General features: G+C 47.3%; 21 protein-coding genes and 2 pseudogenes. 15 read left to right on the forward strand and 8 right to left on the reverse strand.

What is annotated here, in order from left to right:
- Nucleotides 1-7 precede the first annotated feature (7 nt).
- From NST37_RS13030 to NST37_RS13060, 7 genes are all read left to right on the forward strand, one after another.
- Complete coding sequence (locus tag NST37_RS13030) at nucleotides 8-1,645, forward strand: 2-hydroxyglutaryl-CoA dehydratase (RefSeq protein WP_339185489.1); 1,638 nt, start codon at nucleotides 8-10, stop codon at nucleotides 1,643-1,645.
- 62 nt (nucleotides 1,646-1,707) lie between these two features.
- Nucleotides 1,708-1,899 (forward strand): hypothetical protein, encoded by a 192-nt coding sequence (locus tag NST37_RS13035; RefSeq protein WP_003390376.1) that lies wholly within the window; start codon nucleotides 1,708-1,710, stop codon nucleotides 1,897-1,899.
- Nucleotides 1,900-2,064: 165 nt separating this feature from the next.
- On the forward strand, nucleotides 2,065-2,508 hold the full coding sequence (locus NST37_RS13040; RefSeq protein ID WP_024984675.1) for a helix-turn-helix domain-containing protein: 444 nt from the start codon (nucleotides 2,065-2,067) through the stop codon (nucleotides 2,506-2,508).
- A gap of 233 nt (nucleotides 2,509-2,741) precedes the next feature.
- A complete protein-coding gene (locus NST37_RS13045; RefSeq protein ID WP_031933007.1) occupies nucleotides 2,742-3,572 on the forward strand; it encodes a DUF4037 domain-containing protein in 831 nt (276 codons plus the stop codon).
- 127 nt (nucleotides 3,573-3,699) lie between these two features.
- Nucleotides 3,700-4,893 carry a tetracycline resistance MFS efflux pump gene (locus NST37_RS13050; protein WP_003390380.1) on the forward strand — a complete coding sequence of 398 codons (1,194 nt, stop codon included), beginning with the start codon at nucleotides 3,700-3,702 and terminating at the stop codon, nucleotides 4,891-4,893.
- A gap of 331 nt (nucleotides 4,894-5,224) precedes the next feature.
- A complete protein-coding gene (locus NST37_RS13055; RefSeq protein WP_024984672.1) occupies nucleotides 5,225-6,097 on the forward strand; it encodes an aminoglycoside 6-adenylyltransferase in 873 nt (290 codons plus the stop codon).
- A gap of 269 nt (nucleotides 6,098-6,366) precedes the next feature.
- The gene (locus NST37_RS13060) at nucleotides 6,367-7,968 is read left to right on the forward strand and encodes a M4 family metallopeptidase (protein ID WP_003390383.1); all 1,602 of its coding nucleotides are present in this window, start codon (nucleotides 6,367-6,369) and stop codon (nucleotides 7,966-7,968) included.
- A 138-nt stretch (nucleotides 7,969-8,106) separates the two neighbouring features.
- Here NST37_RS13060 and NST37_RS13065 read toward each other — a convergent pair whose 3' ends face one another.
- A complete protein-coding gene (locus NST37_RS13065) occupies nucleotides 8,107-8,877 on the reverse strand; it encodes an ANT(4')-I family aminoglycoside nucleotidyltransferase (protein ID WP_031933004.1) in 771 nt (256 codons plus the stop codon).
- A gap of 326 nt (nucleotides 8,878-9,203) precedes the next feature.
- Here NST37_RS13065 and NST37_RS13070 point away from each other — a divergent pair, with 326 nt between their 5' ends.
- From NST37_RS13070 to NST37_RS13085, 4 genes are all read left to right on the forward strand, one after another.
- Entirely contained in the window at nucleotides 9,204-9,854 is a 651-nt protein-coding gene (locus NST37_RS13070; RefSeq protein WP_339185490.1) for a LysM peptidoglycan-binding domain-containing protein, read from the forward strand.
- Nucleotides 9,855-9,858: 4 nt separating this feature from the next.
- Entirely contained in the window at nucleotides 9,859-10,485 is a 627-nt protein-coding gene (locus NST37_RS13075; protein WP_339185491.1) for a glycosyl hydrolase family 18 protein, read from the forward strand.
- Nucleotides 10,486-10,913: 428 nt separating this feature from the next.
- Nucleotides 10,914-11,867, forward strand: coding sequence for a ring-cleaving dioxygenase (locus NST37_RS13080; RefSeq protein ID WP_003390386.1), 954 nt, complete (start codon nucleotides 10,914-10,916; stop codon nucleotides 11,865-11,867).
- Nucleotides 11,864-12,469, forward strand: a complete 606-nt coding sequence (locus NST37_RS13085; protein ID WP_024984667.1) for an alpha/beta hydrolase — start codon at nucleotides 11,864-11,866, stop codon at nucleotides 12,467-12,469. The genes NST37_RS13080 and NST37_RS13085 overlap by 4 nt, the downstream gene beginning before the upstream one ends.
- A 182-nt stretch (nucleotides 12,470-12,651) precedes the next feature.
- Here the strand turns inward: NST37_RS13085 and NST37_RS13090 are convergent, their stop codons facing one another.
- The 3 genes and pseudogenes from NST37_RS13090 to NST37_RS13100 all read right to left on the reverse strand — a co-directional run.
- Nucleotides 12,652-13,047 (reverse strand): Rrf2 family transcriptional regulator, encoded by a 396-nt coding sequence (locus NST37_RS13090; RefSeq protein WP_003390388.1) that lies wholly within the window; start codon nucleotides 13,045-13,047, stop codon nucleotides 12,652-12,654.
- A 486-nt stretch (nucleotides 13,048-13,533) separates the two neighbouring features.
- Nucleotides 13,534-14,571 (reverse strand): annotated as a pseudogene (locus tag NST37_RS13095) (IS3 family transposase); the annotation flags it as partial.
- Nucleotides 14,520-14,879 (reverse strand): annotated as a pseudogene (locus NST37_RS13100) (helix-turn-helix domain-containing protein); the annotation flags it as partial. The pseudogenes NST37_RS13095 and NST37_RS13100, both read right to left, overlap by 52 nt.
- A 441-nt stretch (nucleotides 14,880-15,320) precedes the next feature.
- On the opposite strand from NST37_RS13100, the gene NST37_RS13105 reads away from it, so the two are divergent.
- The 3 genes from NST37_RS13105 to NST37_RS13115 all read left to right on the forward strand — a co-directional run bounded on the left by NST37_RS13105 (nucleotide 15,321) and on the right by NST37_RS13115 (nucleotide 18,959).
- Nucleotides 15,321-15,848, forward strand: a complete 528-nt coding sequence (locus NST37_RS13105) for a hypothetical protein (RefSeq protein WP_327927425.1) — start codon at nucleotides 15,321-15,323, stop codon at nucleotides 15,846-15,848.
- An 874-nt stretch (nucleotides 15,849-16,722) separates the two neighbouring features.
- Nucleotides 16,723-17,103, forward strand: coding sequence for a hypothetical protein (locus tag NST37_RS13110; protein WP_122958836.1), 381 nt, complete (start codon nucleotides 16,723-16,725; stop codon nucleotides 17,101-17,103).
- A gap of 1,241 nt (nucleotides 17,104-18,344) precedes the next feature.
- On the forward strand, nucleotides 18,345-18,959 hold the full coding sequence (locus NST37_RS13115; RefSeq protein ID WP_031933095.1) for a DedA family protein: 615 nt from the start codon (nucleotides 18,345-18,347) through the stop codon (nucleotides 18,957-18,959).
- Nucleotides 18,960-19,086: 127 nt separating this feature from the next.
- Here NST37_RS13115 and deoD read toward each other — a convergent pair whose 3' ends face one another.
- The 4 genes from deoD to NST37_RS13135 form a co-directional block, all read right to left on the reverse strand.
- Nucleotides 19,087-19,794, reverse strand: coding sequence for a purine-nucleoside phosphorylase (gene deoD / locus NST37_RS13120; protein WP_003390400.1), 708 nt, complete (start codon nucleotides 19,792-19,794; stop codon nucleotides 19,087-19,089).
- Between the two features lie 242 nt (nucleotides 19,795-20,036).
- Entirely contained in the window at nucleotides 20,037-20,966 is a 930-nt protein-coding gene (locus NST37_RS13125; protein WP_339185493.1) for an NAD-dependent epimerase/dehydratase family protein, read from the reverse strand.
- A complete protein-coding gene (locus NST37_RS13130; protein ID WP_003390402.1) occupies nucleotides 20,966-21,949 on the reverse strand; it encodes an NAD-dependent epimerase/dehydratase family protein in 984 nt (327 codons plus the stop codon). Before NST37_RS13130 ends, NST37_RS13125 begins: the two co-directional genes overlap by 1 nt.
- A 14-nt stretch (nucleotides 21,950-21,963) precedes the next feature.
- Nucleotides 21,964-23,241, reverse strand: a complete 1,278-nt coding sequence (locus tag NST37_RS13135) for a nucleotide sugar dehydrogenase (protein WP_031933092.1) — start codon at nucleotides 23,239-23,241, stop codon at nucleotides 21,964-21,966.
- Nucleotides 23,242-23,446: 205 nt separating this feature from the next.
- Between NST37_RS13135 and NST37_RS13140 the strand changes: the two genes are divergently transcribed.
- Nucleotides 23,447-24,673 carry a glycosyltransferase family 4 protein gene (locus NST37_RS13140; RefSeq protein WP_003390404.1) on the forward strand — a complete coding sequence of 409 codons (1,227 nt, stop codon included), beginning with the start codon at nucleotides 23,447-23,449 and terminating at the stop codon, nucleotides 24,671-24,673.
- Nucleotides 24,674-25,223 lie beyond the last annotated feature (550 nt).

Below are 25,223 nucleotides of genomic sequence, written 5' to 3' on the forward strand. Positions count from 1 at the left end.
AACATCAATGTCAACGACGAAGGAAACACCTGCGGCCAAAGACTCTCTGGAAAATGAATTGCTTCGCTATCAGGAAGAGCAGGCTCTGGCACTCGGGCTGCAGCAGGAACAAAAAGCACAGTGGTTTGATCCGGTTCCCCGTCAGTTTTTGGCAAAGGATAAAGCAAGCACGACCATCCTATTCGGCGGACTGACCATGGCTCATGACTATTTGGTGGAAGGAGCTTTGGCGGGCCTCGGCTACACGGTTCGGCACATGGATTGTCCGGATAATGAGTCGCTGCGCTTCGGCAAGGAGTTCGGCAACCGCGGCCAGTGCAATCCGACGTATTTCACCGTAGGCAATCTCATCAAATACCTGACTCATTTGCGAGATGTAGAAGGCAAATCAAAAGAAGAAATCGTCCGGAATTATCTGTTCGTGACGAGCGGTTCTTGCGGGCCATGCCGGTTCGGCACGTATGTCACGGAATACCGCAAAGCGCTCCGCGATGCCGGGTTTGACGGATTCCGCGTGCTGTTGTTCCAGCAGCAGAGCGGCCTAAAACAGGCAACCGGCGGGGAATCCGCGCTGAAACTGGATTCCTCGTTCTTTATCAGCTTTGTAAAAGCGTTTTTGCTGGGGGATATTTTGAACGCGCTGGCTTACCGCATCCGCCCTTACGAGGTAGAAGCCGGCGCGACCGATGCCGTCATGGAGCGCTGCAAAAAGATCCTGTATGATGCCTTGCGTGACCGAAAATGGCTGATTCCCGCGTTGATCAAATGCCGAAAAGAACTGGAGAGCATTCAGGTAGACCGTACGCGTGTCAAGCCGAAAGTGAGCATTATCGGAGAATTTTGGGCGATGACAACCGAAGGAGACGGAAATTATCAGCTCCAGCGTTTTCTCGAAAAGGAAGGGGCTGAAGTGGATGTCCAATCGCTGACAGCCTGGGTGCTGTATCTGATCTGGGAAGGGCGCTACGATACGATGAAGCGGATGAAGCTCCGGGGAGAAGATGCCGGGCGTTACGGACTGGAAGGAAAGAACCCCGTCAAGCGCCTGCGGATGCTTTGGGTTGCAGACCGGGTCCTGCGCGTCATGTTCCAGACCTATGCCAAAGCGATCGGCCTCCATGATTATCACCTGCCCGACATGGACGAGGTTGCCCGCGTTGCCCATGACCACTACAACAATCATCTCCGCGGCGGAGAAGGGCATATGGAAGTAGGCAAGCTGATTCTCAACGTGAAGAAGCGGAAGGTAAACATGACCATTTCGGTCAAGCCGTTTGGCTGCATGCCGTCTTCCGGCGTTTCTGACGGGGTGCAATCGTTGATCACGGAAAAATACCCGGACGCCATTTTTCTCCCTATCGAAACGACGGGTGATGGAGCGATCAACGTTTATAGCCGCGTTCAGATGATGCTGTTCAAGGCCAAGCAGGCTGCTCAAAAAGAATTTGATGAAGCCCTGGCCAAAAAAGGGGTGACCGCCAATCGGCTTCGGAGGTTGATGCAACGGTCTTCATTTGCGCATCCTTTGCAAACGAGCCCCCACGTCGTTGCTTGTACCGCGGCAAATGCTGTCTACGGCTTGAACAAATACAACGGATTTTTCTTCCGGAGAAACAATAAGGTCATGGAAGAAGTGCCTCAATAATCATTTAGGGGCATCCTACTCAGGAAGAAACAAAGTACGCTGTATGGGAGGTGTAAGCGTCTATGGCACCAGAGAGAGAATTTCCGGAAGCTATGCGCAGTATCGGAGTCCCAAGTGAAATGAGTCCGACTCAGGAGACCAATGATGCTCCGTTCGTGGAAATCAGGGCGCCGCTGCGTTTTGGAGAATCCGTGGAAAACAGCGATCCTTCGGCACAAGACACTGCTCAGGAAGAGCAATTTGAAATTGAGTAAAACGCAGACTGCCTCATTGTCGCAATGATGGCTCTCCCCACAGCAAAGGTAATTTTGTTCAGCCTGCTTGCTTCAAGGGGGGCATCACACATAATGAGGCAGTCTTCTTTTCTATTAGTTTCATTCCATATTGACAAGGACCTGTCATAATGGAATAATACTGACATGACGAAATTGAACCCGAATGGAAAAGCTTTCACCGACCTTATTCTTGAAATCTTTCGCCTGAATGGCCGCTTGCTGGAGGCAGGAGATCGCCTGACCCAGCCTGTAGGCCTTAGCAGTGCTCGTTGGCAGATACTTGGCGTAGTCGAACATGGGCCGATAACCGTCGCTCATGTCGCCCGTATTATGGGATTGACCCGTCAAAGTGTACAGCAAACTGCCAATTCCTTGGAAAAGGAGGGGCTGATCGAGTTTCTCGAGAACCCGCACCACCGTCGTTCCAAGCTGATGGCCATGACTCCAGAGGGAAGAAAAGCTCTTGACTATACACAAGAGCAACATGCGGTTTGGGCAAACAAGATAGGGGAAGAACATGATCTTGATTGCTTGCGTGCTGCCGTGGACGTGCTTCGTCAAGTAAGCAAAAGCCTCAGTCACGAATGATCCACATTTCTATGTCGATTGGACTTGATAGAAACGCAGGAAAGGACAAGTTTTTTTAACTGCCTACGATCTTCAGCTTGGCTTTTGTTTGATTCTGGACCGTGATGATTTGCACGAATACGACTGGCTATTCATTTGTAAAGGTTACTTGAAGGAGTTGCCACTGCAACTCCTTTTTCCGTTCACCTGGCCAATGGAGTTTGAAATTGAATCTTCCTAAAAAGGAGATCAATATGACTGAACAATTGTTCATTGAAGACGTTGTTGAACGGCTTCAGGGTGTACCTGGCACAGAAGGAATCGTGCTGGGCGGCGCAAACGCGAGAGGGAACCAGCCTCAAAGCTCCGGTACGACTTTTGTGATTTATTATGACAGTCAATCTGGTATGGCTGTTCATGAGATTTTCAAATTAGCAACAACGATGGATGATGTGGAGGGAAAGTTTCTGCTTACATCGATGGGAGAGTGGAGACCCTGGATGAACCTAGGAGTTACGGTTTCCGTACAGCAATCCCCAGTGAAATTTCTATTCAGAGATGTACGCAAGCTTTCTGATGTCATTGACGAGTGCAACCAGGGAATCGTAAACATTGAATATCAAATCGGCCATCCTCACTGTTTTACCAACGTCATCTATCTGGGGGAAATCTCCCTTGGCGAAATCATTTGGGATCGAAGCGGCAAACTGGCTGTACTGAAGGAAAGGACCAAACCGTATCCTTCGGCACTCAAGCAATTCATCATCGAAAGGTTTTTGTGGGAGGCGTCCTATTCCCTGCAGGCAGCGGCCAAAAGCGTTTCAAAAAAAGACTTCTCCTACACGGCAGGCCATTGCTATCGAGTCATTTCCTGTTTGCACCAAGTATTGTTTGCGTTAAATGAAGTGTATGGTCCACATGAAATGGAGGCAGCAGATCTCGTGGACTCTTTAGAAATTGCGCCGCCCAATTATAAATCCAGAGTAAACGAGGCCTTTCGCCTGCTGAACACAGATCGCAAGCAAACAGAGACGGCACTGGATATTCTCCGCAGCCTGCTGAATGAAACGGTTTTGCGTATATAAAAAGGGGTAGATGATCAAAGCTACTGTATCTCCAACTAATCGGTTTTCTCGGAAGCACAATCCAGCACAGGCAAACCGGCTTTCTCACTACGTAAATCCGGACAGCTACTGAAAGAGAGGATACATGATGACAGCAGATCAACGAAAAAAGATGGTCATTTTAATGATCAATATGTTTATTGCGATTGGAAGCTTTGGCATCATCATTCCAATCTTGCCAGCCTATTTGGCGTCGATCAATCAAGGCGGAACTGCAGCAGGACTGATGATCGCCATTTTTGCAGGCTCCCAGCTCGTTTTTTCACCGATCGCCGGGAAGTGGGCTGATCAATATGGCCGAAGAAAAATGATCATTTATGGACTAGCGGGCTTAACGCTCTCCATGTTCGTTTTTTACGGTTTTGATTCGATTTGGTGGCTTTACGCTTCTCGCGTTATCGGAGGCATAGGCGCGGCACTGCTGATTCCGGCCATTTTTGCCTACATCGCAGACATTACTACTCTGGATCAACGGGCAAAAGGCAACAGTCTCGTCTCTGCTGCCATGTCGCTGGGCATCGTCATTGGACCCGGGATCGGCGGATTTTTGGCGGATTATGGATTGAAGACTCCCTTTCTCATCTCGGCCGTCGTATCGCTTGTTGCCGTCATTTTTTCCGTTGCTGTTCTGAAGGAAAGTGCTGCCAAGCTCGCCTCGGGGGATAGAGGGGCGGTCAAAGACGATGAATCCATGATCAGAAAAATATTCCGTTCCGTGAAGATGCCATTCTTCATACCGCTTGTCATTACGCTTGTAATGAGCTTCGGGTTGATGGCCTATGAGTCTGTCCTTGGACTTTATGTCGACAATCAGTACGGCGCAACACCGCAAGAAATCGCCTTGATGGTTACAACTACCGGTATCGTCAGCGTCATCGTACAGCTCTTCATCGTCGACCGTGTCGTTCGTCGTTTTGGGGAAGGGACCGTCTTGAATATCTTTTTGGGAGTAGCCGCGATCGGTTTCCTCCTTTCCCTATTTGCAACCAGCTATTCGCTGTTCTTTGGCATTACCCTGTTGATCTTCCTTGCGACCTCCATCCTTCGTCCTGTTTTAAATACACTCATTTCCAAGCTGGCGGGCGATGAACAAGGGTTCGCCATGGGGATGAACAACGCCTATATGAGCATCGGGAATGTGCTTGGGCCTACACTTGCCGGCACACTGTATGACATTCAAATCACATATCCGTTCATGCTTGGTCTCGTTCTATTGGTGTTGACATTGCTTACAACCATGGTCTGGCAGAGACGTTATCTCAAACAAAATGCTGTGAATTGACTTTCTCATACGGACACAAAAATGCCGCTCTATTCTCTATATAGAAGCGGCATTTTCGTTGCTTTCCGGTGTCTCGCCGTTTTTACAGTCTGGATCGTGTCTATTATGGAAGCCGAGGCTGCTCATTGTATCGGATGCAGATCACCATTTATAATAAAAGGATCAAGAAGACAACATTCATTCCGAGGAGGAATTATTGATCGTGAAAAAAATGTTGGATAAATTGTAACACTACCGTCTGACTTTTCCTTATGCTTTTCGTATTCGCGGGCCGCCAGCCCGTATTCTAATCATTACGAATAACACATAGAATACGGAGGGTGCAGCGAATATGAGAACCGAAAAAGAAATGATGGACTTCATTCTAAAAGTTGCAGCGGACGATGAACGTGTTCGCGTCGTTACGTTGGAAGGCTCCAGAACCAACCCGAACGTCCCCAGGGATTTTTTTCAGGACTACGACATCAGCTTTCATGTCACGGAAATGGATTCCTTTCTGCAAAATCCCGGTTGGGTCGATATGTTCGGAGAGCGCATCATCATGCAGACTCCTGAAGCCATGGCCATGTTCCCACCCGAGTTGGGCAGGCGTTTCTCTTACCTGATGCTGTTCACGGACGGGAACCGGATCGATTTGACTTTGATTCCACTGGATGAGAAGGACGAGTACTGCAAAGAAGACAAGCTGATGATGGTATTGATGGACAAAGACAACTGCTTCCCCAAGGTTCTGCCTCCCACTGATGAAGACTATTGGGTAAAGCGTCCGTCAGCCGCGTATTTTTACGACTGCTGCAATGAGTTTTGGTGGGTTTCAACGTATGTGGCCAAAGGGCTGTGGAGAAAGGAATTTTTATTTGCCCAGGATCACCTGAACCAATTCGTCAGACCGATGCTGATCAAGATGCTGGAATGGCAAGTCGGTATCCAGACTGATTTTTCAGTCAGCGTCGGCAAGAACGGCAAATACCTGGATACATATCTGTCCGAGAAAACCTGGCAGGAGCTCATGTCCACATACGAGAACGGTACCTATGAGGGCGTCTGGAGATCTCTGTTCACGATGGGGGCCTTGTTCCGCAGAACTGCCCAGGATGTAGCGAGGCATTTGAAATTTGAATACCCGCTTGAAGAAGACCGGCGCGTCACGGATTATCTAAAGCGCGTGCAAAACTTGCCGCGGAACGCCACCGCATTTATATGATAGCACAAGTGGAGAAATGCAGGAGAATGGACGACAATTCTCGGGAAAAATCGTGCAATTTCTTGGCGCCGGTGTAATCCGGCGTTTTTTTATGTTCAAAAGGAGGCGGGAATCAGGCGTGTCGGGCCGGGAATTTTCCGCTGTCGATAAGGCAGAATATGTCGATAAAAAATATTGCTATCGGAAAGGAATTTTTTAGGGGAAAGGCCAATATAAAGAATAGTGTAATTTTACCAAATATTATAATTATTGGGAGGTAAGATGTTCACATGAAAAAGTCTGTATGGAAAAAAGGCTTTGCGTTGACCGTCGCCCTGTCCACCATGACTGCAGTTCCTCTGGCTCACCCTTGGTCCGCCATGGCTAAATCGTCTGGCGTTCAGTACCACGAGGAGTTTGAAACACCTGAATTCATCGCGGAACCGTTCGAAGCAGACGGCTTGGAGGGAGAAGATCTGATCTGGTCGTTTTTGGAGTCGTATCAGAAGGATTTTCAGATCAAGGGAGATGTCCAGGAGCACTTCAAACTGCTGGAAGAAGTGGAAAACGAGGAGACGAATACGCGCCACTACCGTCTGCAGGAAATGTACAATGGCATTCCGATTTACGGATACCAGCAAACCGTTCACGTTGATGAAGATGGCAATGTGACGTCGTTTCTCGGACAGTTCGTTCCGAATGTGAAAGAAAACAAAAAACTGAGCAGAAAAGCAAAGCTCAACGAAGAAAAGGCGCTGAAAAAGGCACTGGCCGACCTTGAGGACGAAGTGGGAGAAGTAGAGGAGTTCGAAGTCGAGCCTCAGCCGGAACAGTACATTTATGTGCACGATGGAGAAACTTATTTGGCATATGCCATAGAGTTTAACTTCCTGGAGCCGGAGCCAGGCCGCTGGATGTACTTTGTTGACGCGCACACAGGGGACATCATCAACAAGTACAACACGATTGATACGGTGACAGGCACTGGCGTAGGGGTATTGGGAGACGAAAAAAGCTTTGAGACGACAAGACAAAGCAGCACCAGCTATGTCATGAGGGATACGACGAGAGGAAGCGGCATCGAAACCTACACAGCCCGCAATGCAACCAGCCTGCCTGGCACGCTGATGTCTGACAGTGACAATCACTGGACAGATGGAGCGGCTGTTGATGCCCACGCTTACGCTCAGCGAACCTATGATTACTTCAGAGATGCTCACGGACGCAACAGCTTCGACGGGAATGGCGCGAAAATTCGCTCAACGGTGCATTACTCCCGCAATTACAACAATGCCTTCTGGAACGGTTCCCAAATGGTGTATGGCGATGGTGACGGCAGAACCTTTATCTCTCTTTCGGGCGGTCTTGATGTCGTAGCCCATGAGCTGACACACGCCGTTACGGAACGGACAGCCGGCTTGATTTATCAAAATGAATCAGGGGCACTGAATGAATCGATGTCGGATATTTTTGGAGCTATGGTCGACGACGATGATTGGCAGATGGGAGAGGATATTTACACCCCAGGAACTCCGGGAGACGCGCTTCGCTCCCTGGAGGACCCGACGCTGTACGGCGACCCTGACCATTACAGCAAGCGCTACACAGGCTCCCAAGACAACGGCGGCGTACACATCAACAGCGGAATCAACAACAAGGCTGCCTACCTGCTCGCGGAAGGCGGCACCCACTACGGCGTAACCGTCCAAGGCATCGGACGTACGGATACGGCTAAAATCTACTACCACGCACTGACATACTACCTGACTCCATATTCCAACTTCTCGGCGATGCGCCGTGCCGCGATCCAGGCGGCAACCGACCTGTTCGGGGCGAATTCCGATCAAGTACGGTCGGTAATAGCTGCTTATGATGCTGTAGGTGTGAAATAAGAGCAGGCATGAAAAAGACAGGCGGCGCAATGCTGCCTGTCTTATCGTTTCGGTCCATGATTGATACGTGCAAAATGGAGCCGCTACAACACCATCTCATCCACGAATCAGCCGTACTGGCATTGGCAATTTGCCATTTCAAAAAGGAATTCGCTTCGAAATCAATACATAGCCGTGTTCACCTGCCCAGTCTACAAGGCCGCTCCAGAAAGCTTCACACACCGAAACGACCTTCGCTGGTTCCGCCAAATCCCCGGACATAACCAACCTGGCTACATCGTCGAACCCTGCAGGACGATTTGGCAGTTGCAGCGATTCGGGAAGCACCATAGAGCCCGTCGAGAAAAGCCTTTGATTGTGCAAGCCGATCAGCATGGCCCCGGATTCGGCAAATTGCATGGCCAAATAGGGCAAATACGTATGCGGCCCGTTTCGACTTGCATTTCTAAGCTTTCCAATGAATTCGCACATTTCACCAACGAGGACTTCATTGATTGCATTTTTGAAGTCTTCCCTGGCCGGCGATTCAGCCGCTTTTCTGAGGGTCGAAAAAAAACCATCAGGATCATACAGACTGAGCGGGGAAAAGAAGGGTCCATGGGTCAAAGGCCATTGACCTTCTACTGTAGAAGCGTTTTTTAACAGCACATCCGCACTCAAGACATTAACTTCAGCTTTCCACGGTCCTGTCGACCATTCATAGCTGTAGTCCACTGGTTCACTTGACTCCTTCAGCACGCAAAACATCTCAATATCCGAAAAAGGGCCGTCTGTCCCTCGGGAAACCGAGCCGTAGACCCCGATCGCTGCGATTTTTTCTCCGAAAACCTCATGCAGTCTCGCAGCAATTTCCTCGCAGATTTGAAGTCTTTCCCTTCTCGAAATGGCAACAGGTCCATTCATGTTCATTTCCGTGCATCTCCCTTTGTTTTGTGATGGGTTGATACGAGCACATGAATGGAGGGCCACGGTCTTAACGGGGGACTTTCTTTGGGTGCATGCGTATTCCTCCTATGCGTTTCCTTTTGGGAATTGTACCCAATCAGAGCTCTTTTGGCAAGGAGAGCGCTCATCACAACAAAACAGAACTCTTGCATCTCAGGATTACGGCTGGGATGAGGCTCATTTATCGGCAGGCAATCATTCCCTCATCTTCCCAGATTAAAGAAATCCGTTACGCCAATATTAAAGGTGTATAACTGCTTATTTAAGGGAAAAGCGGGGGAATCAACAACATGATCAAACATTTTTTCATCACCGTAGGGGTAATCATCTGTCTGTTTGCAATGCCAGTAACCGGTCATGCACAGGTAATTCATGAAGTGCGATATGGAGATAGCTTGACCAAGATCAGTCAGCAATACAAAGTGGCTGCGAGAGAGATTACCAGGCTAAACGGATTGGCGAGAAATGCCCGTCTTGTGCTTGGACAGGCGCTTTTGCTTCCGGGATCGACTTATATTGTTCAACCCGGCGATAGCCTCTGGGAGATTGCCAAGCGTCATTCCCTTACCGAAGAAGTGTTAATGAAAAGCAATCATTTGAAAAATGCGGTTCTTGTCCCGGGACAGAAATTACAAATCCCTCGTCCGCCAAAAACAACGCTATGGACAGGGCCGTTTCTTATACCGAAAAATAAAAACTTCAACGAATGGATTCTAAACTATTATCAAAAAACGATTTCAAGTGTGTTCATTTTTGAGTATCGGCCGGACTATGAAGGGAATTTGCAAGCTGAACCAAACGTTCAGCAGGACAATCATGCGAAACTGGCATGGAAGAAAAACAAGCCGCCTTATGCAACAATTACGAACCTCAGTCCAAAGGGCTTCGATCCGGATCTTACTCATCGATTGATGAGTACAGACAAGCTGCATCGATTTTGAACGAGTGTATCCAAAAGATCGTCGCTACCTGAATAAATTTATAAAGGAATTGGCCAATAAACTTCACCCTTCGAATATGGAAGTTCTCATCGCCGTCCCGCCTTTGGAGGGAGACAAAAATCCTTCCTATGCAGCGGCATACGATTATAAAACACTTGGCAAATACGTCGATAAAATCTTCCTGATGACCTATGATTGGCATTGGCCCGGAGGCCCGTCCGGCCCGATTGCGCCAATAAACAGGGTACGGGCAACTTTGGATTATGCCGTATCCGTCGTCCCGCGTTCCAAATTGATGCTTGGTGTGCCCAATTATGCATATGACTGGACGATATCGGGAGACACGAAAAAAGGGACGGCTTATTCCGTACAGCGAGCCATCGAAATCTATATGACCAAAGAAAGCCAGATTCATTACGACGAAGCAGCTTCTTCGCCATGGTTCCGTTATGTAGATGAGCAGGGTGCGCTCCACGAGGTATGGTTCGAGGATCCCCGCAGTCTCCTGGCAAAATACCGTTTGATTAAAGAATACAAATTAACAGGGGGAGGGTGCTGGCACCTCGGCCTCTCGATCCCGCAAACAGAAGAACTCTTGCTTGAAGAATTCCACATCGCTAATCAGACTTGAAAACTGCCGCATGGAAAAATGGCTATCAGGGGTTGCTCTTGCAATTGAGACCATCCACGATAGCCACTTTTGCTTACTTGCAAATCGGTTTTGGCTCTGGAACCGGTTGAATCTTCGTTTGAAAGCAATTGACTGGGCCATAAGCACTTTTTAGGCCCACAACCTGCTGACAGAACAAAGATTTTCACACAGGTAAAAGTGGATGTAAGATTTGACAAGCAGCCTAATTCGGTTTAAAATAATCTCAAATTAAAAATATATAAAATCAAGATATTTCTCGCTTAGGAAAGAAAACCTGGTTCTTTTCCAAACATGGGCCGATCTTTATAAGCCCAATCATTTTTTAAACAATTATCTCAAAATCGAGATATATGGATGAATGGTGTGAGAAATACTGGTGATGAATTCATCTGAAAGGAGTTTTACCAATGGGCAATCAAACAACAGCAGGTATTCACCATATCACTGCAATCGTGGGAAACCCGCAAGAAAACGTGGATTTTTACGCAGGTATTCTGGGCTTGCGCTTAGTCAAAAAGACGGTAAATTTTGATGATCCCGGAACCTATCATTTGTATTTTGGAAACAAGGGAGGTCATCCGGGAACCATTATGACGTTCTTTCCCTGGCCGGAAGCCTACCCGGGACAGATCGGCACCGGTCAAGTCGGCGTGACGACCTTCGTTGTTCCCGAGAACGCCTTGGATTTCTGGGAAAAACGGCTCTCTGCCTTTCATATTGCTGTCAAAAGAGAACAGCGATTCGGTGAGGATTACCTTCAGTTTACGGATCCTCATGGTCTTTTGCTGGAGATTGTCGCTCGCAAAGAAGGCCCCGAAAGCCAGTGGGAATTCAATGGCATCCGGAAGCAAGAAGCGATCAAGGGGTTTGGGGGCGCGATCCTGTACAGTGCAGCTCCTCAGCAAACCGCGGATTTGCTTGAGCGGGTCATGGGCCTGGAAAAAGTCGGCGAGGAAGGGGATTACGTAAGATTTCGGGCCAAAGGCGATCTTGGCAATGTCATCGATATCAAACTGACAGACATTCCCCAAGGCCAGATGGGGGTAGGTACCGTTCACCACATTGCCTGGCGGGCCAAGGATTTCGAGGAGCATCAAGAATGGCAAAAACATGTAGCGAAGCACGGTTTTTCCCCTACCAAAATTGTGGATCGCCAATATTTCAACGCGATCTATTTCCGTGAAACAGGGGGCTTGCTGTTCGAAATCGCGACGGACCCGCCTGGCTTTGATCGCGACGAGCCGGCCGACATCATGGGAGCACAGCTCATGCTGCCTGAATGGCTCGAGCCAAAACGGGGCATCATCGAAGATCTTCTCATGCCGATTGCCGTGCGGGAAGTGAAGGAGGAACAAGCATGAAGCATATTTTTCAAGAGGGAAAAGATGCAAGCAAGCCGACGCTGCTTTTGTTGCACGGCACAGGAGGCGATGAGACGGACTTATTGCCGGTAGCCGGAATGATTGACGATACCGCCTCGATTTTGGGGGTGCGGGGAAATGTAATGGAGAATGGGATGCCGCGATTTTTTCGAAGAATCGCTGAAGGGATTTTCGATGAACAGGACCTTGTTTTCCGGACGAAGGAGCTGTACGATTTTCTCGATGAAGCTGCGCGCAACTACGGTTTCGACCGCGACCATGTGATTGCCGTGGGGTATTCCAACGGGGCAAACATCGCGGGCAGTCTTCTTTATCACTACGCAGCTGCATTAAAGGGCGCCATTTTATTTCATCCCATGGTTCCTCGGCGCGGAATCGAGTTGCCCGATTTGTCGGGTACTCCGGTCTTTATCGGAGCAGGTACAAACGACCCGATTTGCAAACCGGAAGAGACGAAGGAATTGGCCGAAAGCTTGGAACGCGCTGGTGCCGTTGTCGAGATTCATTGGGAAAGCTTTGGCCACCGCTTGACCCAATCCGAGGTCGAGAAGGCGGCTTTATGGTACACGCAGATGAAATAAACGATGATTGAAAAGGTACACAATCGAAAGCGATCCTAAACCGAACGATAGACAAGGCGGCCATTTTTGGCTGCCTTTTTGTGCAGGACAGCATCTTCCGCGTGTGTAGTGGGAGCGATTATCGGCTGTGTAAGAACCAAATCGCTTTACGCTCTGTCATGGACAAGTAATATGCATCTTTGCTAGCCTTTCAACTGTTTAACCAGGTCAGAAATTTTTTTGTTTTTCAGGGCCTGCTCCATTTGCCGCTCGGCGTCAATTACCACCTGCTGAATCAGGCACTCGCTGCCATGATTAAAGCTGCATTCAAATAGAGAAGATGTTCCTTCGATCGCATGGATAACATCCAGAAAGGAAATCTCGTCTCGGTTGCGTTTGAGTCGGTATCCGCCATTCGCGCCTGATACGGAGGTGATAAGCCCTGCTTTAACCAGTTTGGTCAGCATTTTTGAAAGATAGGTCTGGGAAACACCCAGTTTCTCGGCTAGAATCTGAACACTCACAGGTTTGTCTGGCGTTTCAGCCATGAGATATAACATCGCATGGAGAGCGTAGTCGGTTGCTTGTGAAAATTTCATAAGACACCTCTTATAATGGACTTCACTTATCTATGATAGAGTTTATTTGGGCATAAAGCAAGCCAAGAAGCACTTGTCCATTTACAAGACAGAAGACTATTTTCCTATCGAAGAAATGTACCATTTTGCAACCGCAAAGATCCGTGAAATTGATGAGAACATTGAACGATTGAACAAGTTTAAAGCCATATTGGAGCTGGTGGAACATAAAACTTATTCTGGTACGACACCATCCAAAAACGAGTGTCCGATCATCAAAACACTTACGAGGACTTTGATCACGACCGTTTAACCGCGATCGTCCACCGACGGCCGATTGAGTATGCCTATTATCTTGCAATGTCTCGAAAAAGCAACAAGACCGAGATAGGGTAGGGCCAGAAAAACTCGAAATGACAAAGGGAAAGCGTTTATGACATAAAAAAGTCGGTTGTCACCAGGCTTGAACTGTGACCTTAAATGTAGACAGTTTAAAAAGTCCATTAGCTAGGCAGTCAAAAGATGGCTTCTGAATTCATCAGGAGTCATCTTTTTTAATGACCATTGGTAGCGACCCGAGTTGTAATATGTGATATAATCGTCGATTTGGTCCCGTAACTCTTGTATCGTCTGGCACTCCTTGTAATCCAGATCATCCTTCATATGACCGAAAAACGATTCCATCGAAGCATTATCCCAGCAGTTTCCCTTACGGGACATCGACTGCTTAAAACCTGCTTTCCTAACAAGGAGACGGAATTTAGGATGTGTATAATGCATGCCTTGATCAGAGTGGAGAATGGCATCTGGATGGATATTTCCATCAAGTCGTTCAAGCAGATTCTCTAGTGTACGCTCTACCAATGAAAGTTCTAAGGAAGAAGAAAGATAGTGAGCTAGGATCTGTTTTGTCGTCCCATCTTTGACTACCGAGAGGTAGGCACATTGACCATTACCGTAGTGCATATAAGTAATATCCGTGAGCAGTACTTTCTCTGGCTCCCCTTGGTCAAACCGGCGATTCAACAGATTAGGGCATGTCTGATGCTGTTGTGTTGCTTTCGCCATTTTGCGATAAGGATTAGCACGTCTAATTGTAGCTGTAAGATTATATTTACGCATTAATCGACGAATCTTTTTATGGTTCATGATTATGCCATCTACACGTTCAATCCGCATTTTAATCACAAGAGCTCCTGCCTTGCCACGCAGAGCATCAAAGTGCTCTTTGATAAGTCGGAAGTCGTGTTGATCAGCATCCTCACGGAGCTGGCGAACCTCTTCGGCAGTACACCAGCGATAATAACCGCTCGCGCTCACGCAAGCAAGCTTACACAGATAACGTGTCATTCGCTGCAAGTTGTGTTGACGGATGGTTTGGTTAATCAATTGGTAGCGCTCGGAAGGCGTCAATGTTTCCTCTGCATCTTCTGCGTTTCGAGCGCATCGAGCTTTTTTAGAAAGTCGTTCTCCGCCTCGAGCAGCTTGATACGAGCTTCGGCACGTTTTAGCTTTTCCTCCATAGACAGCCTTTCTCCTGTTGGTCTGCCAGTACTGCCTTTCCCTCGTTGTTCCTCTAAAAGCCCGTTCTCTCCAAGAGCTGAATACGTGTTGCGCCAACGTTTTAAGCACTGATGGGGTTTGTCATGACCAATGACATCTACGTTAAAACCTGCGTTACGAAAGATCTCCATAGGTGTTCGCCCGCTAATGTATGCTTTAACGGCAGCTAGTTTGAATGCTGGAGCATACGTAATACTTTTATCCGTTACATGCAAGACATTTGGATTCGACTCCAGTTGCTTTATTTCATGCTCCGAAAAAATCTTTGAACTGCTCCTTTTTTTGCCCATAAATTTTCCCCCGCTCTTTTCGAATTAGGTTGATTAAAACACAAAATGACCCACAAGAGGGTCACTTTTTTAAAGTGTCCATCTTATGGGTCACAGTTCAGCTAAGGGTGCAACCGGCTTTCTTATATGTCAAAAGGAAAGAAGAAGAATGTATCGAATAACAGAGGATGACTAAGCGAGCAAAGACGAGCGGATTCCCGAGGGGAACAGCAGTGCATTCTGATCTGGTTTCGGCATCGGATGGACAAGCTCCGTTTTGATGAAAAGTGGGTGTTTCAGTTAAGGAGAACAAGGTTTTCAACCGGGAAGAATTGAAGAATTAGAGAGCATTTTATTGGATTGAAAATACAAAAAGAGCCAGCAATTCCAGTATAGTGACCCTCAAACAGGTACAACGGCAGGAGATCCTATTATTTCGATGTTGATTAGGGGATGAAAGAAATGGAGGTACAATTTAAACCAGGCTATGGACTACTAGCGCATAACGAATCGATCGATGGAATTGCTGATATTTTAAAATGCTTTCTTCGCGAAGACGAACAATTATTGTTTTCCTTCTATGAAAGAAATATTGATTTCATTCATGAGTCTGATAAGGATTTTATTCTTAAAAGGCAAATATTTACCAATTCCAATTGGGCATTGCCTTGGGAAGAATCTATTCCCCATTGGGATGGTCCAAATAACACTCCCCCAAAATTAATATGGTTTTACGCCAATGAGAAACAAGACATAAAAAAAGCCATTGGAATCGATTTTCTCTTTCGATGTGTAACACTGAAAAAGGGGAATCGTTTTGAACAATATTCCAACGTTCTCTTTCAAGAAGAATATTATGTAACTGTTGATGAGACAGAGGAGTACGATCATTGTATTGGTTTCACTGAAAAAAAGGACGACTTTCTAACCAAAACATTGCCAATACTAAGAAGCAATATTTCTGCAAAAATTGATGTACTACACTCTTAAATCATTGACCTTGAGGGGAATTCCGATTAACGTAATTTAGCGAAGCCGCTTGATTCAATCAAACAGCTTTATATTTGGACCATAATCTAGGAGGATCCCTATGATCCCTTACGAAATTGTTTTTGATGATAAAGCGGATAAGCTGCGAATCCGCTTGCCTGATCACTTATTGTTGGTAGAAGAATTTTTAGAGATCGAGATTCTATCCCGACCTCGCGAAGGACGTAATCTTAGACAGGATACAACGAGTGGTATCTGGGAAAGAGGAAGTATCAGATGGTACTGGAAATTTATACAGCTCCGAAATAAGAAAAGATGATACCCGAATCTATAATTCATACGTTGAGGCGCAACTGGAAGCGGGTATTGACACTGGTGAGGAGTTGGAATCGTTCATAGAGACTAAACATTTTGCCGAACTGCTTACGATTTGGATGGACGCCCTAAACGAGCATAGAAAAAATCGCAACTCAAAGAAGTGATTTTATAAGAGCAAGAAGAGCGTCGACCCGGAACTATGTAGAGTGGGAAATCAGAATGTAGATCGAATAGCAAACACCGAGTAACCGAGTATATGAATTAATACAGATAATATACTTAATAGTCTGAAAGTACTGTTCTTATGAAAATTCAACCATAAAATATAGGGGTTTTTAATAATTTATATTCAGTTCATGAAATATCAATTTCATGAACTGAAAGCGAATCAAAACAAAAATGATAAACTTCCTCTCTATCGGGGGACGAACTTTAAGGATTCGATGCAGCCCCTTTGATCTAGTGGAATTAAGATTGAATTGCGGCTCGATAGAGAGGGCAGAATTACGACAGACAGCTACCGGTTTTACAAACCATAAGGGCAGGAGGTTTTTCAATGATACCCTATGAAATTTATTATGATGAAAGAACTGGTAAATTAAGAATTGCTCTACCCGAAGGATTATCATTGGTAGAAGAATACCTAGAAAGTGAGGTCATCACTGAATTAAATAAGAGAATGATTTTTGATAGAATTGCAAGAGTCAGTTCTGGCGAAGAAGAAGTATCGGATGGTACTGGAAATTTGTTCAGTTCAGAAATTCGCAAAGATTATACTCGGATATACATCTCATATGTAGAAGAACAATTAAAAGCCGGAATAGATACGGGTGAGGAATTTGAGTCAACCATCGAAACAAAGTACTTTGCCGAATTAGTTTCAATTTGGGTAAGGGCACGAGAAGAGTATAGACAGCGGCGTGATTCAAGGAAATAATTCCGAACGAACGGGGTCTGTCAACAATTTTGAGTTTTTTGGGTAGACACTTTATTGTCCCGCAGATCGATTAGATTTTTCCTTGCTGCCATTCCCTTGATCTAACTGATGGTACTTAATATGATTATCTACTTAAGAGAATCATCTACCTGGCATAATCGTTGATAATTGGTCGTCCTACGCATAAAAAACAGTCTCCTCCCAAAGCCCAGGACTGACTCCCAAAGTTAAACGTGTAATTACTTTCTGGACCGTGGTATTGCTACTTCTTGCTACTCCTTATTTTACATTATCGATACGGACCATTTTGTCATTCTGGTGATATGCAGTTAGGTACAAAAGCTTTAACATACCAATGGAGTAATATTTCCTTCAACAGACATCTGAACCAAGGTCCAATAGGTATATTCAGCTTCGTTTTTATCAGTTTACATAATATATATTATCGGACTCAAAATATTTATGCGAATATACGGCCCTACCGGATAGTCATAACATCAAAATGTATCATTTGTTCGTTATAAAGAGTGATCGTTATAAAAACTACTCAAACAGCACACGGTCAAAACTAAATGAGAAAAACACGTGCAATGTCCGTAGCGGCCATGAAGTTCCTTTATCAAATCGAATCTACATGAGACCCGGATTTAACCGATGGCTTTCAGTTTCATACTTGGTTCCATGCTTTAAGGCCACCAATCAGTCCGTAAAAAGCTCTCACTAAAACACAACCGCAGCCATATTCCGGATGATATTCCTGATCATCTCCCGAGTACCGATTGCATTCAGACGAAAGATCTCATCGTATTATTAAAATAGACATCTTGGAAGTCAGCATTTCCTATAGGCAACAACAAAATCAAAAAATTCAAAAAACCATATTTACATTTTCTGTAATTTCACTTATACTAAACTCAAAGATAACTAAATTGAATTATTCGGAGGCACATCAGATGAAACTGTTGACCAATCAACCCCAACCAACGGCTGCTCCGGCGCAACGGACATATGAAGATACCTTAAACAACCTGGCGAAGTATCTCCAGCAAAATACAAAAAAATAACCGCTCAAAGAGTGCCCGACCGCTGGCACTCTGTTTCTCCCTGTTCCCCTTCCCTGCCTCCTAAAACCCAACGGTCTAAACTTGCAACAAATTGCTAATAATAACAATTGGCCCTATGCGCTCCGCTCTACAGCCTCATTTCCGCAACCACCTATTCTTTTGATTCGAGGGTTTGCAATGGAACATCACTTGAACTGGTTCATCATACACTTTGGCTATGCCGGAATCTTTCTTGCATTGGCTCTTGGTATCGTCGGATTGCCTATCCCCGATGAAATCCTGTTAACCTATATCGGCTACAACGTCTTTCAAGGAAGCCTGCACTTCCTGCTTTCTCTGCTAAGTGCATGTGCTGGCGCTTCAACCGGCATCACGGTCAGTTACTTTATCGGCAACAAGCTGGGACTCCCTTTTTTAAGGAAAGTAGGGCCCAAATTACATATCACGGATAAAAGGATCGAACGCACAAACGGGTTGTTTCAAACATTCGGCCCTTATTTGCTGCTTGTCGGATACTTCATTCCTGGTGTCAGGCATCTGACAGCCTATATGGCGGGAATGTCGGGCATGGAATTCCGCAGATTTGCCCCATTTGCCTACTGCGGAGCCTTTATCTGGAGCATTACATTTCTCTTGTTGGGCTTTGGACTGGGAGAAAAGTGGTATCTGGTCAAGGCGTACATCCATCGCTATGGACTATACGTCTTTTCCCTTTTGGCTCTGATTGTTATAACGGTGTTGGTCATTTCAAAGTGGAAACAGATCAGGCAAACCCGCGATAGAACCGATTGAGCTAAATTGATCGTCGTTCCGCAAAAAACGAAACGCCCGCAGCGAATGCATGCTGCGGGCGTGACAAACGATGATGAGCTGCACTCCGATGATCCGAAAATGTACAGGTCATCAACCGATCGTCAGCTTATTTCTGGGTAGCGGCTTCCAGAGCGACTTCGATCATGGTATTGAACGTTGTTTGGCGCTCATCCGCGGAGGTAGCCTCTCCAGTCAGGATATGGTCGCTCACGGTCAGGATCGAGAGCGCTTTGCGCTTGAATTGAGCAGCAAGCGTATAGAGAGCTGTAGTCTCCATCTCTACTGCCAGGACCTGATAACTCGCCAGTTTTTTGTACAAATCAAGGCTTTCCTGATAGAAAGTATCGCTCGTGAATACACTTCCCACTTTTACCGACAGATCGCGCCCTACCGCCGCCTGATAAGCTTTGTGCAGCAGATCGAAGTCGGCAGTCGGAGCAAAGTCGACCTGGTTGAATCGCAGACGATTCACTTGGGAATCTGTGGAAGAAGACATGGCGATGATAACATCACGTACTTTGATGTCTTCTTGAATGGCACCGCAAGTGCCGACGCGGATCAAGTTTTGTACGCCATACGACTCCATCAGTTCATGAATGTAAATGGAGATGGACGGCACACCCATGCCTGTCCCCTGCACAGATACGCGTTGTCCTTTGTACGTACCGGTAAAACCGAGCATGTTGCGTACAGTATTATAGCAGACCGCATCTTCCAGGAAGTTTTCAGCTATGTATTTGGCTCGCAGGGGATCGCCCGGCAACAAAATGGTTTCTGCAATGTCGTTTGGTTTCGCTCCAATGTGGACGCTCATGTAATCTGCCCCTTTTCTATGTACATATTTTCCTTCTAGGTTATCGTACTATAAACGGAAGGAAAAGAGAAATGAAAAACAGAGCTGCGGACCTCAGTTTCATCCCATGAAATGACAAAGCCAAGCTCTGTTTTTGCTTTTTCCAATCCAATCCGGCAAAGACAGTCTTGCCGTTACTCCTTTGCCGATTTTCCATGAACCTCCATCGTGGCAGCATGGAAAATTGACTGGCGTGTACCGCTTTATTTTCCTATTTCCTTTTCATTGGCAAAGAACGCGACCGTTTCCTCGAGTCCCTGCCGAAGCGTCGTTACAGGCTTCCAGTTCAGAGCTTCTCTTGCCTTTTCGTTGTCCAGGCAGCTGTGGCGGATGTCGCCAGACCTCTCTGCCTGATAGTCGATCTTGCCTCGTTTGCCCGTGGCGATCTGCAGTAGCTCGCAAAGCCTCTGAACCGTTGTCGTTACGCCTGTACTGATGTTGCAAATAGTCCCGGAGCCAAACGACAACGCCTGTACATTGGCCATTGCCACATCTTTGACGTAGACAAAATCACGAGTTTGCTTTCCATCTCCAAATATAACCGGTGTTTTGCCTGCCAGCAGCTGCTGTGTAAAGATCGAAACGACGCCTCCCTCCCCCTTTACGCCTTGGCGAGGACCGTAGACGTTGGAATAGCGGAGTACGCTTACGTCGATCGCGTGAAACCGGGAGTACCAGTGAAGATACCACTCGCCAAGCCATTTGGATGCGCCATAAAGGGAGATTGGCTGAATCGGATGTGTCTCCTTTATCTTTTCCTCCTGTGTCTCCCCGTAGACAGCGCAGGAAGAAGCAAATACGATCTTATCCGCACCGCACTTGACGGCCGCATCCACGACATTCAGTGTCCCCATGACGTTGACAGTACCGTCTGAGAGCGGTTCTGACATAGACTTCGCGACGTCTACCTGTGCAGCCTGATGAATCACTGCTTCCGGACGAACAGACCGGAAAAGATCGACGAGGTCATGTTCGCGGATATCCTTCTCGACCAACAGTACATCACGGGAAAGACGGGAGCGGTCCCCTGTAGAGAGGTTATCCACTACCGTCACGTCATGCCCGCGCTCTACTAGCAATTCGACGATATGCGAGCCAATAAATCCCGCTCCGCCCGTCACTAATACCCGCATCAGGAGTCACTTCCTGTTACTTGCAGATGCTCCCGGTACCAGTCGATGGTAAGCTTCAGTCCCTCCGTCAAAGAAACCTGCGGACTGTAGTTCAATACCTCTTTGGCACGCTGCAGATCCGGCTGTCGTCTTTGCATGTCTTCATATCCGGGACCGTACGCTTCTTCATAGGAGAGGGTGATGATCGGCGAAGTCGAGTTGGCGAGCTGAACAACCAATTTGGCCGTTTCCATAATCGTCATCGGTTGATCATTGCCAATATTGATAACGCGTCCATTGGCATGTGGCTGCAATGCCTGGAAGGTTCCTTCGACAGTATCCTGGATAAAGGTAAAGCAGCGGGTCTGTTCCCCTGTCCCATAGACGTAGAGCGGTTCCCCCTTGATAGCGGCAGTAACGAATCGCGGAATCACACCGCCGTATGCAGAAGACGTCGCCCTCGGCCCGTACGTGTTGAAATACCGCAGAATCGTGACGGGCAAGCCCAGTGACGCGTAAGCCAAACAAAGATGCTCATCCAAAGCCTTGGCTGTTGAATAGCACCAGCGATGCGTAGCTGTGGAACCGAGTATCCGATCATCATCTTCGCGGAAGGGAACCGCCGCATTCTTGCCATACACCTCGGACGTGGAGGCGAAGATCACTTTTTTTCGATCCGGGAACGCTGCCTCCAAAACGAGCTTGGTTCCATCAATATTTCCCTCGATCACCTTCAAAGGATTCTCGACAGTATTTTTTACACCTAATACCGCTGCCAGATGATAAACGGCATCCACTTTTTTCATCAACTCTTGCAACAGGTCCCGGTCCAGAACACTGCCCTGTACAAAGTGCATGTGCGGATGTGCTTGTAAGGGAGTCACAAAGGCTCGCTTGCCGGTCGACAGATCATCCAGCGCCCACACTTCGTGCTGCTCGCGTAATAAGCGCTCTACTAAATGGGAGCCAATGAAGCCGGCTCCCCCCGTCACCAGAATTTTCACGCTGAATCTCCTCCCTAGAGTAAAATGAGATTATCTTGCTGTTCGGTAAAGACTCTTCGGGTATCAAAGAGCAGTCTAGCGTGTTTCCCGATCATCTCGTAAGGCAGCCCTGTATGATCGGTCAGCAGTACGACACAATCAAAGGCTGACAGACTTTCCGGGGAGAGCTCCACACTCTTCGCTTCTCTTCCGTTGACCTTCACTTGGGGCACCAGCGGATCATGGTAGCAGACACTCAGCTCCATACTGTCCAATTTTTCATAGATGGCCAGTGCAGGCGATTCACGTGTATCGTTGACGTCCTTTTTGTAGGTCAAGCCAAGAAGCAGAATTCGCTGCTGCGTCACGGGTTTTTTGTTTCCCATGGCCTTGATGATCCTGCTGATGATGTAGTCTGGCATCTGGTCATTGATCACTTTTGAGAGGTGGATAAAACGTGTTTCCATGTCGTACTGCTTTGCTTTCCACTGCAGATAGAGCGGATCGACCGGGATGCAGTGTCCGCCGATGCCAGGACCGGGATAGTAAGCAGTAAAACCGTAGGGCTTCGTTTTTGCTGCCTCTATCACCTCCCACACGTCTATCCCCATTTCAGCGCAGATCATTGCGAACTCATTCATGAAGGAGATATTTACGAACCGTTGGCAGTTCTCCAGAAGCTTCGTCATTTCTGCTGCTTTCGGTGTGGTGACAGATATGAGATGACGAAAAGCGAGACCGTACACCTCTTTCACCTTTTGCAGGCAGTTTGGCGATATCCCGCTGATTACCTTTGGTATATCTTCTAATGAATACTGTTTGTTTCCAGGATCAATCCGCTCCGGCGAATAACCGAGATAGAAGTCTTTCCCTACCTGCAACCCGCTCCGAGAAAATATCGGCAGCAGTACTTCTTCTGTCGTTCCGGGAAATGTGGAGCTTTCTAGCACGACCAAGTGTCCATCATGCAAATGCGGAACTAGTGAGTTGGCTGCGGCCTGAACATAGCTGAGATCTGGATACGAATGATCGCGCAGCGGTGTAGGCACACACAGGATGATAGCCTCGGCGGAACGGATTTTCGAGAAATCATCGGTCGCTGAAAAACAACCTGTGTCAAACAATGCGGCAACCTCACGATCATGTATGTCGGTCAAATAGCTTTTTCCTGAATGGAGCATTTCTATTTTTTCTGTGTCTACGTCTATTCCGATGACAGACACCCGTTTGGAAGCAAACAGCATGGCAAGAGGTAACCCGACATACCCCAACCCGATAATGGCTACGACAGGTGTCGTATTTTCTTTGTCCACGGTCAACCAGGTTTCCTCCCTTCGTATACGGCTATCTTAGGTTATGTGAACGACTATACTTTCGATATGGTCGGATATACTATCTTTTGAAAGAGTAGTGGAATATCACGAAAAAATAGTTGAACATCCTCTTCCGCTTAGCCGTGGCTTGACATATATCATAGTGAGCCGGTATGCGATGATACAGAAAAGGAGAGATTCATAGGTGCGTATCCTCATCGCAACGTACTGGTATCTGCCGCACGTCGGAGGAGTCAATACCTACGTCAATGTGCTCCGAAAAGAACTGATGGCGGCAGGTCACCAGGTCGATGTACTCGCCCACCACCCGGATATGCAGAAATACTACATTGTCCACTCAGGGCGGTACTTGACGAAAGCAAAAATCAAGCAGGTCGTGTACGACAATGTACTGAAGTACTTCGAAACGTCTCAGCCGTACGTAGATGATTGGATCCGCTGGCGGGAGATTGAACGGTACTCTTTTGAATTGGCAGCCATTTCATTCAACTTGAAGCAGTACGATCTGATCCATACGCAGGACATTATTTCGACGCGAGCGCTATCGAGGGTAAAACCACCGAATGTTCCACTGGTTGCCACGATTCACGGTCTTTTGGCTACCGAACATATGCTCTCAGGGGACGTGACCAGCAAACAATCGCTTCCGTGGAAGTATGTCTGCAAGGAAGAGTACTATGGAGCGACCTCCGCCACCAAAACCATGGTTCCGACTTCCTGGCTAAAGCGGAAGCTGAGCGAGCCGGACTATGGTGTACCTCCTAAACTCCTGCACACCGTTCCCTACGGCATGGACATCCAGCAATTTTTGAGAAAATACAACGCTCCCCCGTCCTCCTATGTTCCGATGGTTGAGAGTGGAAAAACCGTCTTGATCTGCCCCGCCAGACTCGTCCCTGTCAAAGGACACAGATATCTATTGGAAGCCATTTATAGGCTGAAACAAAAAAGAAATGACTTCGTCTGCTGGCTGATCGGCAACGGACCCCTGTACAGTGAAATGGTGTCTCTTGCAAGCTCCCTGGGCATAACCGACGTGGTCCATTTCTTCGGGGATCGTGACGATGTTCCTCAGCTTCTTAGGCAAAGTGACATATTGGTTCTTCCCTCTGTACAGGACAACCACCCATTTTCCATCATGGAGGCACAGGTAGCTGGAAAGCTCGTCGTAGCTTCGAATGCAGGCGGTATCCCGGAAATGGTCTCCCATAAAAAGACCGGCTTTATCTTCGCCTCGAGCAATAGCGATGACCTCGCTTCCAAGCTCAACTATGTCCTCTCGCATCCCACTCTTGCAAAGCAAGTGGCAGTTCAAGGACATCGATGGGGATTGCACCGCTGGTCTCTGTCTACTCTCTTGAAAAATACGATGGGGATTTATTTGTCAGCACTAGAGAAGGTGAGGAAGTAAGATATGGCCATAAAAAAGCTTAGGAGCTCATCTCGACCCGTCAGCCGAAAACGGAAAGCCCCCCTGGTTTATCGCGGCGCTGCAGTGAGAGGTCCGTCCACAAAAATGAACAGGGGAAGGCGCCCGCAAACGATAGCAAGATCGGTTCATAGGTCCACCCCCAGCAAAAATGATAAAGTGTATGCAGCATACCGGCAGATTCTACTAAAAAGAGGCATTCCGATATCCATGCAGCAAGCAAAGAATGTCCCGTATCGTTTGGCACTGTCCACCGTCCAGAAAGCCATGCGGGAACGAAAACCGTCTGTTTCCGGTTCAGCCGCCAAAACAAGGCAACGTCCACTTCGCCGTGCAGGAAATAAACAAGCAGGGCTCATGAGAGGTCCCCGCAGGTCGAACCGTATCATGACCAAAACACGAAAGCGTCGAACCGCATGGACAAGGCGAACACTTGCTTTTCCAGCACCCCCAACCGTTCCGGAGGTGACCCCCATCCCAACTGCGCCAATCCTTCCTGCCATCGAAGCGGATGTTATAAACGCACCTGCAC

Origin of the sequence: Brevibacillus sp. FSL K6-6036, assembly GCF_037964015.1 — a bacterium.
In the GTDB taxonomy this organism is placed as follows: domain Bacteria; phylum Bacillota; class Bacilli; order Brevibacillales; family Brevibacillaceae; genus Brevibacillus; species Brevibacillus borstelensis.

What these genes read in the sequence shown, in the direction of transcription:
- NST37_RS13090 (WP_003390388.1), bottom strand. Translation starts at nt 13,047, where the DNA reads ATGAAATTTTCACAAGCAACCGACTACGCTCTCCATGCGATGTTATAT.
- NST37_RS13125 (WP_339185493.1), bottom strand. Translation starts at nt 20,966, where the DNA reads ATGCGGGTATTAGTGACGGGCGGAGCGGGATTTATTGGCTCGCATATC.
- NST37_RS13110 (WP_122958836.1), top strand. Translation starts at nt 16,723, where the DNA reads ATGATACCCTATGAAATTTATTATGATGAAAGAACTGGTAAATTAAGA.
- deoD (WP_003390400.1), bottom strand. Translation starts at nt 19,794, where the DNA reads ATGAGCGTCCACATTGGAGCGAAACCAAACGACATTGCAGAAACCATT.
- NST37_RS13030 (WP_339185489.1), top strand. Translation starts at nt 8, where the DNA reads ATGTCAACGACGAAGGAAACACCTGCGGCCAAAGACTCTCTGGAAAAT.
- NST37_RS13035 (WP_003390376.1), top strand. Translation starts at nt 1,708, where the DNA reads ATGGCACCAGAGAGAGAATTTCCGGAAGCTATGCGCAGTATCGGAGTC.
- NST37_RS13070 (WP_339185490.1), top strand. Translation starts at nt 9,204, where the DNA reads ATGATCAAACATTTTTTCATCACCGTAGGGGTAATCATCTGTCTGTTT.
- NST37_RS13050 (WP_003390380.1), top strand. Translation starts at nt 3,700, where the DNA reads ATGACAGCAGATCAACGAAAAAAGATGGTCATTTTAATGATCAATATG.
- NST37_RS13105 (WP_327927425.1), top strand. Translation starts at nt 15,321, where the DNA reads ATGGAGGTACAATTTAAACCAGGCTATGGACTACTAGCGCATAACGAA.
- NST37_RS13060 (WP_003390383.1), top strand. Translation starts at nt 6,367, where the DNA reads ATGAAAAAGTCTGTATGGAAAAAAGGCTTTGCGTTGACCGTCGCCCTG.
- NST37_RS13115 (WP_031933095.1), top strand. Translation starts at nt 18,345, where the DNA reads ATGGAACATCACTTGAACTGGTTCATCATACACTTTGGCTATGCCGGA.
- NST37_RS13040 (WP_024984675.1), top strand. Translation starts at nt 2,065, where the DNA reads ATGACGAAATTGAACCCGAATGGAAAAGCTTTCACCGACCTTATTCTT.
- NST37_RS13085 (WP_024984667.1), top strand. Translation starts at nt 11,864, where the DNA reads ATGAAGCATATTTTTCAAGAGGGAAAAGATGCAAGCAAGCCGACGCTG.
- NST37_RS13045 (WP_031933007.1), top strand. Translation starts at nt 2,742, where the DNA reads ATGACTGAACAATTGTTCATTGAAGACGTTGTTGAACGGCTTCAGGGT.
- NST37_RS13055 (WP_024984672.1), top strand. Translation starts at nt 5,225, where the DNA reads ATGAGAACCGAAAAAGAAATGATGGACTTCATTCTAAAAGTTGCAGCG.
- NST37_RS13065 (WP_031933004.1), bottom strand. Translation starts at nt 8,877, where the DNA reads ATGAACATGAATGGACCTGTTGCCATTTCGAGAAGGGAAAGACTTCAA.
- NST37_RS13080 (WP_003390386.1), top strand. Translation starts at nt 10,914, where the DNA reads ATGGGCAATCAAACAACAGCAGGTATTCACCATATCACTGCAATCGTG.